The sequence below is a fragment of the Stenotrophomonas sp. 86156_Sma genome (assembly GCF_056481625.1).
Window position 1 is genome coordinate 3,076,178 of the sequence record NZ_CM151157.1, and the last position, 11,581, is coordinate 3,087,758.

Genomic DNA, 11,581 nt, shown 5'->3' on the forward strand with positions numbered 1-11,581 from the left:
TACACAACGTCACACAACGAACTGGCCATTGCCGGTCCGCATCCGCTATCGTCGGCACATCCAAGGAAGGACGACCCGATGTCCCGTGCGCTGCTGCTGACCACCCTGGTGGTCTCGACCCTCGCCCTGCTTGTTTCCGGCTGGACCGCCTGGAGCCTGCATCGCAGCCAATCGCCACAGCGCATCATCGAGGCACGCGGGCTGATCATCCACGATGCAAGCGGCCAGCCGCGGGTGATCCTCGGCGCACCGGTTCCCGATCCGCTCAGCCAGGGCCGCACCCAGGGGCCGCGCGCCACCGCCCTGTCCGGCCTGATCCTGCTCGGCCCCGACGGCTCCGAACGCGGCGGCTACGGCACCAGCGACCGCGGCGGCGAAGCCCTGCTGACCCTGGACGATGCCACCGGCACCACCGAAGTGTTCAAGGTCGTCGCCAATCCGGACCGTGGCGCCAGCCTGATGGTCAAGCACCAGAACAACACCGGCGCCATGCTCACCTCCTGGCAGGGCAAGCCGGAGCTGATGTTCGTCGATGACAGCGGCCAGTCCTACTACGTGCGCCCGGGTGCCAACGCCGCGCCCTGATCTGCTTTTGTAGCGTCGAGCCATGCTCGACTTTGCTTCACCTTTGTAGAGTCGAGCTTGCTCGACTTTGCTTCACCTTTGTAGAGTCGAGCTTGCTCGACTTTGCTTCACCTTTGTAGAGTCGAGCTTGCTCGACTTTGCTTCACCTTTGTAGAGTCGAGCTTGCTCGACTGTTGTTGGCACGAGCAGTCGAGCAAGCTCGACTCTACAGTCCACAAACCGCCGCCAGATCATCGGCCAGCTGCCGCAGCTGCGCCGATCCCAGCGCCGCACACGTAATGCGCAGGCCATGTCCCGGCGCTGCCACCGCGAACACTTCGCCTGCGCGCACATGCCATCCGCGCGAAGCCAGTGCCAGCACCTGTGGGTGGCTGTCGGCCGGCAACGGCAGCCACAGGTTCAATCCTTCCATCGGCTGCGGCGTCGGCATGCCATGCGCGCGCAGCAGCTCCTGTAGCGACTGCAGGCGCTGCTGGTAGCGCTCACCCGCCGAGGCGATCTTCGCCCGCTGCGTTGCCGACGCCAGCACCGAAGTCGCTGCATCCTGCAGCAGGTGGCTGACCCAGCCGGTGCCGGACGCCAATCGCAGCCGCAACCGCGATGCGGTCTCCTCATCGCAGGCCAGCCAGGCCAGCCGCAGGTCCGGACCCAGTGGTTTGGACAACGAACGCAGCAGCGCCCAGCGCCGGCCATCCAGCGGCAGCACTGAGTGATAGGCCTGCTGCGAGAGCAGTGCGTAGTGATCGTCGATCAGCACCGCCACCTGCGGGTAGGCCGCCAGCAACTGCCGCAACGCCCGTGCCCGCTTCGCATCCAGGCTGGCCCCGGTCGGGTTGTGTGCCCGCGGGGTCAGCAGCACCGCGCGTGCGCCGGCCTCCAGCGCCTGCCGCAGCGAATCGACCTGCATGCCATGCGCGTCCACCGCCACCGGCAACGGCGCGTGGCCCACAGCATTGAGCACATTGAGGCTACCGAGGAAGCATGGATCCTCCACCGCGATGCGGTCTCCTGGCAGCAACCACGCCGCCAGCAGGCGCTCGATGCCATCAACCGCGCCATGGGTCAGCTCCAGCGCATAGCCCTCCGGGCAGTCCGCATCCAGCGAGGCGCGCGCCAGCGCCTGCAACCTCGGGTCGACCGTGCCTACGCCGTACAAACGCGGCGCGGCCGGGGCCAGGCGCAGGTTCGGCAGCAGGCGCGGGTCCGGGTTGCCACCGGCGAGGTCCTGCAGGGCCAGCCCTGGCGTGCTGCCCTCGCGCGCCAGCGTCGGCGGCAATCCGCGCACCACCGTGCCACGACGGCCCGCCGTGCTGGCCAGGCCCGCCGCATCCAATCGCTTGTAGGCAGCGGCCACGGTGTTGCGGTTCACCCCCAGCTGCTCGGCCAGTTCACGCACCGGCGGCAGCACGCTGCCGGCCGGCAAGCGGCCCTTGCCGATGCCGTCGCGGATGCTGTCGAAGATCGACTCGGCGCTATGCCCGGTGATTTTCATTTTGTCCTATGCCAAAATATATCTTGTCCTGTGCCAGTGTATCCCACCCTGGCCACCCTGCATTGGAGGTGCCCGCATGCCCCTTGCCGCTGCCGACTGGCCCGTCGCCCAGTCCGTTGAACAGATCGCCGCCAACCTCGTCACGGTGCGCCAACGCATCGCCGATGCCTGCGCACGTGTCGGCCGTGACCCAGCCAGCGTGCGCCTGCTGCCGGTCAGCAAGACCGTCGATGACGCCCGCATCCGCATGGCGGTGGCCGCAGGCTGTCACGAACTGGGCGAGAACAAGGTGCAGGAGGCGCAGCGCAAGGCCGAAACAATGGCCGACCTGGGCGTGCACTGGTCGGTGATCGGCCATCTGCAGACCAACAAGGCGCGCTACGTGGCACGCTTCGCCAGCGAGTTCCAGGCGCTGGACAGCCTGCGCGTGGCCGAGGCCCTGCAGCAGCGCCTGCAACTGGAAGACCGCACGCTGGATGTGTTCGTGCAGGTCAACACCTCGGCCGAACCGAGCAAGTACGGACTGGAGCCCGACGCAGTCGAGGCCTTCGTGCAGCAGCTGCCGGCCTTCGATCGCCTGCGTGTGCGCGGCCTGATGACCCTGGCCATCTTCACCCCCGACGTCGAGCGCGTGCGCGCCTGCTTCGTGCGCCTGCGCGAACTGCGCGACCAGCTGCAACGCACCGCCCCGCCCGGCCTTGACCTGTCGCAGCTGTCGATGGGCATGTCCGGTGATTTCGAAGTGGCCATCGAGGAAGGTGCCACCGTGGTCCGCGTCGGCCAGGCCATCTTCGGCGCCCGCGCCACCCCGGACAGCTTCTACTGGCCGAACAGCGGAGCCCCGGCATGAAGCACGCAGTCGTTCTGCAACACGTCGCCTTCGAAGACCTCGGCACCCTGCAGCCTTTGCTGTTGGCACAAGGCTGGCAGCTGCAGGTGCTGCAGGCCGGCGTCGATGCGCTCAATCCGGCCGAAGTGGCCGACCTGCTGGTGGTGCTGGGCGGCCCCATCAGTGCCAATGACACAGAGACCTATCCCTTCGTCACCGACAGCATCGCCCTGCTGCAGCGCCGGCTGCAACAACAGCGGCCGACCCTGGGCATCTGCCTGGGTGCACAGCTGATGGCGCGTGCACTCGGTGCCAGTGTCGCTCCCAGTGGCGGCAAGGAGATCGGCTTTGCGCCACTGCTGCTGACCGATGAAGGCCAGCGCTCGCCGCTGCAGGCCCTGCAGGGCATTCCCGTGCTGCATTGGCATGGTGAGGCCTTCGAACTTCCGGCCGGTGCACGCCGCCTGGCCAGCACTCCGCCCTGCCGCCACCAGGCCTTCGCCATCGGCAACCACGCACTGGCCCTGCAATGCCATCCGGAACTGGACGCCCGCCAGTTCGAGCGTTGGCTGGTCGGCCACACGCTGGAGCTGGCCCAGGCCGGCATCGATCCGAATGATCTGCGCGCGCAGGCGCGTCGCTATGGCGCACCACTGGCCGCGGCCGCCACCGCGATGTTCGACCATTGGCTGCAGGACCTGCCGGAGACACCGCGATGAACTATCGATTGCAGATCCACCACGATGGCGTCTATTGGGGCCACTTCGACTGCAGCGGCCCTGATGCCCTGCAGCGCATGGACGCCATCGCCGCACAACTGCCTGCGGATCAGGGCTTCCAGCTGAAACGGCAGAAAGGTGTTGGCGAAGAGCGCATCCTGTCCAGCAATGCCGACGGCCTGCGCGTACTGGCTTCGCAGATCCAGTACCGCGACCTCTGACGATCGTCACGGTAGTGCCGGCCGCTGGCCGGCATTCGAATCTACCGGCCAGCGGCCGGCACTACCCCGGCTGTTCGGCCGCGTGCGAAGCTTCACCGATGCTGACCCTGCAACGCGGCAACCACCACGGACTGCTCATCGCCCCGCGCTGGCCCTCCACCCGCATCCAACTGGAAGAAGAGGTACTGCAACGCCTGCTCGACGCGCAGGCAATGCTGCCTGTGGGGCTGCGGCTACTGCTCACCCGTGGCTTCGAACCCAGCCACAGCCGTCTCGGTGGCTTCCGCCGCCTGGTGCGTGGGCTCGGCATCACCCTCTTCCGTGCCTGTTATCCGCAGCGCCAGGATGAAGTCGACGCCATCTTCGGTGCCAACGGCCACGACATCGATGGCCGTCATGTCGATGTCTCACTGGTACTGCACGGCAAGCGGCTGCGGCTGCTGCCCCTGGGCGTGTTCACCCCGCCGCGCTGGCAGCACCGCCGCATCGCCCGGTATGCCGAGCCGGTCGCACGAGCGAAGCGCAGCCTGCAGCACTGCGGCTTCGAGCTGCATCACAACCCCACCGAAGCGCTGCAGATCCACTGCGATTCCCCCCCACGATGACCCCCGCGGCTGGCTGCGCATCGTCCGCCGCTCGCCTCGTTGATGCAAATGATTCTCTTTTGCTGTAAGGTGCAGCCGCTGCCCTTGCCGCCGCGGGCTGTTCCCTTTCCCAGTTGTCGCCCGCCCCGTGTCCACGCCTGTCGAACCGACGGATGTCGCGCAGCTGTGCGCGGCCCATTACCGGCCGCTGCACGCCCATGTCCGCCGCAAACTCCCGCAACGCAGCGACGCCGATGACGTCGTCCAGGAAACCTGGCTGCGTGTCGTCAAGGCCGCCGCCAGTGGCCTGCTGAGCAACGGCCGCGCGTACCTGTACCGTGTTGCCCACAACCTGATTGCCGACCATTACCGGCAACGCCAGCGCCGTCGCGAAGAAGCGCTGGATGACACGCAGTTGCATGCCATCGCCGATCCTGCGCCGCTGCCCGAGCAGCGACTGCTCGACGCCGAACAGCTGCGCCACCTCGACGCGATCATCGCCGCGCTGCCACCGCGCTCGCGCCAGGTGTTCCTGCTGGCGCGGGTTGAACAGTTGGCGCTGGCCGAGATCGGGCGCCAGCTCGGCATCAGCCGGCAGACCGCGCACGGCCATCTGCTGCGCGCACTGGTCGCCCTGCAGCAGGTGCCCGGCGCATGAGCCAGGACGCGATCGCGCGCGAAGCCGCACGCTGGTGGCTGGACGGGCACGACGGTGGCCGCGACGAGAACGCGTTCGACCAGTGGTACCAGGCCGACCCCCGCCATGCTGCGCAGTACCAGCATCTGCAACACCTGTGGCAGGCCGGTGCGACGCTGCCCAGCCTGCAGCGGCAACAGCAGCGCAGGCAACGCCGTCGCCTGCGCGAAGCCGGCATTGCGGTTCTGTTGCTGTGCGCGCTGGGTCTCTACAGCCGCCATGTGTCGCCGCCCGTAGCGCAGGTCCTGCGAACGGCCGCTGGCGAGATCCGCGAGGAGACCCTTCGGGATGGCTCGCATGTCCTGCTGTCACCCGGCAGCGAAGTGAAGGTGCGCATCGATGGGCAGCGCCGCCAGCTCCAGCTGCAGCGCGGCCAGGCCTGGTTCCAGGTCGCCGCCGATGCCGACCGGCCCTTCCAGGTGCATACCCCACAGGGCACCGTCACTGCACTGGGGACCGCATTCGATCTTGCCGTGCAGGGCAACAGCAGCGTGGTCACCGTTACCGAGCATCGCGTGCGCGTGGACAGCGGCAACGTCAGCATGCTGGCTGACCACGGCGAACAGCTGCGCTTCGATGGGCAGGCAACAGCCCATGCAACAACGACCGCCCCCGGAGCATTGGCCTGGCGCGAGCGGCGCCTGCATTGGGTCTCGGCCCCACTGGCCGACGTCACGCAGGGCCTGGACCGCTGGCATGGCGGGCACACGTGGGTCGTCGGCGAGCAGCTGCGCCAGCAGCCGGTCACCCTGCTTGGCAGTGCCGACGGTGCGGCCAGCAACCGCGACCAGTTGGCCACTCAGTTGCAGGTGCGCGTGCTGCGCCTCGGCGCGGGCATACAGGTGTGGCTGCCGCCACGCAGGGAACAGCGTGATGGACCCTGACATCCGGCCTGCGGCTGCGTCTACCCAGGATGACGACGCTCTGCGTCAGCCCCTGGAGCCCCCGATGCTGTGCCCCCGCCCCCTTGTCCTCGCCCTGTCGCTGGCCTGTACCAGTGCCCTTCCGCTGCTGCCCGGCAGTGCCCACGCACAGACCGCCACCCGTACCTACAATCTGCCCGCACAACCGCTGGCGGCCGCGCTGGACGCCTACAGCCGGCTGACCGGCGTCGATCTGGTGATCGGCGCAGCGCTGCCCGCGGGCCATTCGGCGCCTGCGCTGCGCGGTGACTTCGACGATGCGCAGGCCCTGTCGCGCCTGTTGGCAGGCAGCGGCCTGCGCCCGCGCTTCGTCGATGCGCGTCGTGCCGCCCTGGAGCCGGCGCCGGCTGAACGCGCCGATGGCAGCCGTCGCACTGGCCCGCTGCGGGTGCAGGGTACTACCGCACACGGTCAGGCACCGGGTGCCGGCGCCAGTCAATATGTACCGGCCACCCGCGATGGCTTTGCGCCCCCGGTGGGCAGCGAGCGCGTGGCGATGGCCGAACGCCAGGAAGGCAACAGCCTGCTGCGCTCGATGCCCGGCACCCACAGCTTCCATTCGCGCAGCCAGCCGGGCCTGCAGGTCAACATCCGCGGCATGACCGGTGCCGGCCGGGTCAACACCATGATCGACGGTGTCACCCAGACCTTCCGCAACAATGCCGGGCACGGCTCGGGCGGCCCGTTCGCCTATGTCGATCCCTTCCTGCTGGCCGGTGTGGACGTGCAGCGCGGTGCGGTCGCCGGTGGTGATGGCGCCGGCACGCTGGCCGGCAGTGCCAACTTCCGCACGCTGGACATCGACGATCTGCTCGGCGAGGGGCGCGACTGGGGCCTGCGTGCGGGCTACCGCCACGGCAACAACGGCTACGGCAGTGGCCGTACCTTCGCCGGTGCCTGGCGCCACAGCGAAGAGGGAGGCGACCGCCAGTTCGGCCTGCTGGCCGCCGCCAGCAGCAGCCGCAGCAGCGAATACGCGACCGCACGCGGGCAGAAGAACAACGCCGATCCGGGCAGCCAGCAGCCCAGCAGCTGGCTGTTGAAGGCGCGCCTGCAGCCCAGCGACCAGCATCGGCTGGACCTGAGCCACATGCGTTACGAAAACGACTTCTACCACAACTATCCGTGGCAGATTTCCGCGCGCAACCAGCGCGCCAGTTACCACTACACACCCTATTCGCCGTGGATCGACCTGCGTGCGACCTTCGCCAGCAACAAGACCCGGCTGTTCTACCCGCCGGTGGAGGACTCCAGCTACATCGGCCGCCGCACCCACAGCAGCCTGAGCAGCTGGACCGTGGACAACACCAGCCGCTTCGACATCGGTGCACTGCAGGCGCGCTGGAACACCGGCATCAAGCACCAATCGGACATCTATGTGGCCGATACGCCCATCCTGCGCGGTGCCAACCCGCAGGGTCGCAGCCAGCTGGACAGTGTGTTCAGCACGCTGGAGCTGCAGTACGACATCTATGCCCTGACCGCAGGACTGCGCCAGGACCGCTTCGGCATCCGTGGTCACATCCCGGTGTGCTCGGATGTGCCCGGCCAGTGCGCGGAGATCAATGGCGGCGACATCGACGTGCGTCGCACAGAGCGCGCACTCAGCCCGAGCCTGGCGGTTTCACTGCAGGCCACCGACTGGCTGCAGCTGTTCGCCGAGGTCTCGCGCACGTCGCGGCCGCCGCGCGTGCAGGAAATGTTCTTCGAGAAGATCCCGCTGGAGGACGCCAGCGTCGCCGACGGCATCGGCGCCAATCCGTTCCTGCGCCGCGAGCGCTCGCGCAACCTGCAGTTCGGCGCCAACCTCAGCACCGACTCGCTGCTGGTCGACGGTGACCTGGCACAACTGCGGGTCACCCGCTTCGACAACCGCATCCGCGACTACATCAAGCCGCAGTACCTGCTGATCGTGCATCCGCCGGAAGTGGAACCGTTCGTGGTGCCGATCGACAGCGATCCGCAACTCACTGCCTGGACCGATGCGCTGGACGTGGACGACTTCAGCACCACCACGCGCTGGATGAACCACCCCGGCGTGGTGCGCATGCGCGGCATCGAACTGGAAGCCCATTACGCCAGCGAGCACTACCACGCCACGCTGAGCTGGACCCGCTCGCGCACCAGCGCGCCGGCCATCGAGTTCGTCAACCTGGAAGACATCACCGCCCTGCCCGACCGCTACTGGACGCTGGACGTGGGCGGCCGCTGGTGGCAGCAGCGCGTGCAGGCCGGCCTGCGCGCCGAGTACTCCGGTCCGACCGAGGAAGGCTACGACTTCTTCCAGACCCGCAAGACCGGCGGCACCGGCGTGCTGCTGGACTTCTACGCCAGCTTCAAGCCCCAGGCCAACACCACCCTGTGGCTGAACATCGAAAACCTGCAGAACAAGGCCTATGACAACAATGCCTCGATCGACAGCATCTTCAGCCCGATCCTGGACCGCGGCAACGGCCGTGGCCGTACCGTCTCGATGGGCGTCAATGTGGCGTTCTAGCCGTCGCTGGCTGCCGCTGTGCCTGCTCGCGCTCGCGTCAATGGCCAGCGCGCAGCCGATGCCCGGCAAGGTGCTCGACCTCGCGAGCGGCCAGACCCTGGACGAAGCTGCGTTCGTGAAGCGCGCAGCGAACGCCCCGCGACTGCTGCTGGGCGAACGCCACGACCTGGCCGGTGACCACGCTGCCCAGCGCTGGCTGCTGCACGCGCTGCAGCAGCAGCGTCCACAAGGCGCGCTGGTGCTGGAGATGATTGCCAGCGAACGCCAGCCGCGCCTGCAGCGGGTGCAGCGCTGGCTGGCCAAGGGCAACCATGCCGACGGTGCACGCCTGCAGGAGCTGCTGGGCTGGGATACACGATGGCCGTGGACCGCCTACGGCGGGCTGGTGCAGGACGCCACCGCTGCCGGCATCCCCTTGTTCGGCGGCAATCTCGCGCGCGTCGAGGTCAACGCCCACCTGGCGTCCGCTGATGCAGTGCGGTTCCCGGTGCCCGCCGCCCGCCAACGCCTGTCGGATGTGGTTCTGGCCCAGCACGCAGACGCGGCACCGATGCTGGAAGGGATGCTGGCCGTGCAACAGGCCCGCGACACGCGCATGGCACAGGTGCTGACCGCAGCACCCGCACCCGCGCTGCTGGTAGCCGGTCGCTGGCATGTGCTGCGCGGCACCGGGGTGCCGGGCTACCTGCCACCGGATACGCCTGCGCTGGTGATCGCATTGGCCTCGCCGGGTGAAACCGTCGGTGCTGCTGATGCCGATCTGCTGTGGGTGCTGGACGATGAGTGAGCGCGGCCAACACTGGCAGGCGATCGTGATCACCGTCGTCCTGCACCTGCTGCCCCTGCTGCTGTTGGTGCACTGGGTTGCAATGCCGCCGATGCTGCCACCGCCGGAGCAGGACGTGCGCATCAGCCTGCGCCTGCTGGCACCGGCCACGCCGCCACAGCCCGTAGAGGAGCGCCAGGCCGATACCCCCAGCCAGGCGCAGCAGGCGCGTGCATCGCAACCGACAAAGTCGCCCCCGCCACCGAAGCCCACCGCCGCGCGCGAGGGCGAGTTGGCCGCCAGCGAAACGGGCGGGACGGGTCGAAAGCCGCTGCCGGTCGCCCCGCCTGCGGCCGCGACCGATGCAAGTCCCGCACCGGCATCGATCACGGCCGCGCCGCCCGCTCCAGACGCGCCACCGGCGGACTTCCAGGCCGGCGCCGCCAGCGACCAGTGGGAAGCCCGCCTGATGGCGCGGCTGGAGCGTTACCGCTATTACCCTGCCGCCGCGCGCTCGCGCCGGCAGCAGGGCACTGCCTGGGTCAGGGCCAGCATCGACCGCGAAGGTCGCCTGCTGGCGCTGCGGCTGGAGCAGTCCAGTGGCCAGCCGATGCTCGATGACGCTGCACTGCAGACCTTCCGTCGCGCGCAGCCGCTGCCGCCCATTCCCGATGAACTGAAGGCACCGCAGGAACTGGTGGTGCCGGTGGAGTACTACCTGCGCTAGGCGGCGTAGGCCTCCGCCTCGATCTCGAACAGCATGCCGTCCAACGCCAGTCGCGGCACCGGGATCAGCGTGCAGGTGGGCGCCGCGCGGTTCGGCCAGCGCCGTCGCACCTGGTGGGCAATGATGCCCAGCCGGTCCTCATCGTGGTCGACCACCAGGATGCGCAGCCGCGCCACATCGGCCAGGGTTGCCTGCGCCGATCGCAGCGCGGTCTGCAGGTTGTCCAGCGCCTGCCCGACCTGTTCTTCGAAGCTGGGCGAGAGGCGGCCCTGGGCATCCTCGCCGCCCTGCCCTGCGACATGGATCACCCGCGCCGGCAGGCGCACCACCGCCACGTGTGAGTAGCCGTTGGCCGAAGGATCGTAGAGACCCGGTGGATTGAACAGTTCCAGCAGGCCATGGCTGAGGTCCGGTGTGGTCAGCAGGTTCATGCCGCGCGCCTCGTGGGGGATGCCGGCAGTCTGTGACCTCAACTCCGGTTGAGGTCAAATGGGTCCTGTGCAACAGAGTAGTCCGCCATGCGCAACGATCGCGCGTTCCCGTGGACTCGAGCCTGCTCGACTTCCACCGACCAGAAGCAGTCGAGCAAGCTCGACTCTACAGAAGCGTGGTCACGTCCACGCTGGGTCTGCGGTGAAATCAATGGTCAACCAGAACGTGCTGCCCCGCGCATCCAGCCGCACCGCAATCTCGTCACGCATCGCATCGACCTCGCCCACTGAACCCAGCGGCGTGGCCGGGTCGGCCAGCACGTGGATCTCGATGAAGCGCATCCGCCCCATCTTCGCCACATGGCTGGTGAAACCGGCATAGCCACGCTCGGCGACGAACGCCTGCATCACCCGCTGCACGCGCCGGTCCAGATCATCCGGCGCCACCTGCAGTACTTCGCGCATGGCCTTCCACGCACTGCGCGCCGGTACCGGCAGTACCGCCAGGCTGATCAATGCCAGCACGATCGAATCCAGGTACGGCACCCAGTGGTGCCACTCACCGCCATGCAGGACCAGGGCCAGTACGAAGGCCAGCACTACCGCCAGGCTCATCAACCCACCCAGCAGCCAGCCCCGTACATCCAGCCACAACAGCGCCGAGCGCAGGCGCCGCGCCCGCTGGGCGACGAACGCCGCCATCGCCAGGTTGCTGGCACTCAGCAGCGCCGCCCACCACAGCGCGGGCCCGAATTTCACCTCGTGTCCGCCCGTGGTCAAACCGATCACCGCGTTGGCCAGCGCATACACGCAAGCCAGCGACAGGATCACACCGCCCAGCGCCTCGACCATCGGCTCCAGGTGCCAGTAGCCGTACTGGAAGCGCGGGCTCTGTTCCCGCGCCACCAGCCGCAGCACCGACAACGACACCAGGGTCAGGGCAACGTCGACCAGGCTGTACACACCGTCGAACAGGATGGCCTGCGATCCCACCAGCAGGCCACCGCTGAAGCCGACCACGCTGACCGCGATGGTGACCCCGATCGAGAACTTCAGGATGCGTTGCTCGCGCGCGGTATCCATCGTTCGCCGAAGGGCCGACCGTCGCCG

General features: G+C 68.2%; 13 protein-coding genes. 10 read left to right on the forward strand and 3 right to left on the reverse strand.

Annotation, left to right across the window (positions count from 1 at the left end; genetic code table 11):
* Positions 1-78: 78 nt before the first annotated feature.
* Positions 79-585, forward strand: a complete 507-nt coding sequence (locus ACZK33_RS14220; RefSeq protein ID WP_006373615.1) for a hypothetical protein — start codon at positions 79-81, stop codon at positions 583-585.
* A 205-nt stretch (positions 586-790) separates the two neighbouring features.
* On the opposite strand, the gene ptsJ is transcribed toward ACZK33_RS14220, so the two are convergent.
* Positions 791-2,077 carry a MocR-like B6 salvage transcription factor PtsJ gene (gene ptsJ, locus ACZK33_RS14225; RefSeq protein ID WP_423175171.1) on the reverse strand — a complete coding sequence of 429 codons (1,287 nt, stop codon included), beginning with the start codon at positions 2,075-2,077 and terminating at the stop codon, positions 791-793.
* Between the two features lie 76 nt (positions 2,078-2,153).
* On the opposite strand from ptsJ, the gene ACZK33_RS14230 reads away from it, so the two are divergent.
* The 9 genes from ACZK33_RS14230 to ACZK33_RS14270 all read left to right on the forward strand — a co-directional run bounded on the left by ACZK33_RS14230 (position 2,154) and on the right by ACZK33_RS14270 (position 10,040).
* Entirely contained in the window at positions 2,154-2,927 is a 774-nt protein-coding gene (locus ACZK33_RS14230; RefSeq protein WP_423175170.1) for a YggS family pyridoxal phosphate-dependent enzyme, read from the forward strand.
* Entirely contained in the window at positions 2,924-3,625 is a 702-nt protein-coding gene (locus ACZK33_RS14235) for a glutamine amidotransferase (protein ID WP_423175169.1), read from the forward strand. The genes ACZK33_RS14230 and ACZK33_RS14235 overlap by 4 nt, the downstream gene beginning before the upstream one ends.
* Positions 3,622-3,846: a hypothetical protein gene (locus tag ACZK33_RS14240; RefSeq protein ID WP_423175168.1), complete on the forward strand. Its 225-nt coding sequence runs from the start codon at positions 3,622-3,624 to the stop codon at positions 3,844-3,846. Before ACZK33_RS14235 ends, ACZK33_RS14240 begins: the two co-directional genes overlap by 4 nt.
* 98 nt (positions 3,847-3,944) lie before the next feature.
* Positions 3,945-4,451 carry a hypothetical protein gene (locus ACZK33_RS14245; protein WP_423175167.1) on the forward strand — a complete coding sequence of 169 codons (507 nt, stop codon included), beginning with the start codon at positions 3,945-3,947 and terminating at the stop codon, positions 4,449-4,451.
* 127 nt (positions 4,452-4,578) lie between these two features.
* Positions 4,579-5,088, forward strand: coding sequence for an RNA polymerase sigma factor (locus ACZK33_RS14250; protein WP_423175166.1), 510 nt, complete (start codon positions 4,579-4,581; stop codon positions 5,086-5,088).
* A complete protein-coding gene (locus ACZK33_RS14255; protein ID WP_423175165.1) occupies positions 5,085-6,011 on the forward strand; it encodes a FecR family protein in 927 nt (308 codons plus the stop codon). Before ACZK33_RS14250 ends, ACZK33_RS14255 begins: the two co-directional genes overlap by 4 nt.
* A 64-nt stretch (positions 6,012-6,075) precedes the next feature.
* The gene (locus tag ACZK33_RS14260) at positions 6,076-8,547 is read left to right on the forward strand and encodes a TonB-dependent receptor (RefSeq protein WP_423175164.1); all 2,472 of its coding nucleotides are present in this window, start codon (positions 6,076-6,078) and stop codon (positions 8,545-8,547) included.
* On the forward strand, positions 8,534-9,334 hold the full coding sequence (locus ACZK33_RS14265; protein WP_423175163.1) for a ChaN family lipoprotein: 801 nt from the start codon (positions 8,534-8,536) through the stop codon (positions 9,332-9,334). The genes ACZK33_RS14260 and ACZK33_RS14265 overlap by 14 nt, the downstream gene beginning before the upstream one ends.
* Positions 9,327-10,040 (forward strand): energy transducer TonB family protein, encoded by a 714-nt coding sequence (locus tag ACZK33_RS14270; protein WP_049398426.1) that lies wholly within the window; start codon positions 9,327-9,329, stop codon positions 10,038-10,040. Before ACZK33_RS14265 ends, ACZK33_RS14270 begins: the two co-directional genes overlap by 8 nt.
* Here ACZK33_RS14270 and ACZK33_RS14275 read toward each other — a convergent pair.
* Positions 10,037-10,471: a RidA family protein gene (locus ACZK33_RS14275; protein WP_423175162.1), complete on the reverse strand. Its 435-nt coding sequence runs from the start codon at positions 10,469-10,471 to the stop codon at positions 10,037-10,039. The two genes, ACZK33_RS14270 and ACZK33_RS14275, sit on opposite strands and share 4 nt — an antisense overlap.
* Before the next feature lie 180 nt (positions 10,472-10,651).
* Positions 10,652-11,554 carry a cation diffusion facilitator family transporter gene (locus ACZK33_RS14280; RefSeq protein ID WP_201116558.1) on the reverse strand — a complete coding sequence of 301 codons (903 nt, stop codon included), beginning with the start codon at positions 11,552-11,554 and terminating at the stop codon, positions 10,652-10,654.
* Positions 11,555-11,581 lie beyond the last annotated feature (27 nt).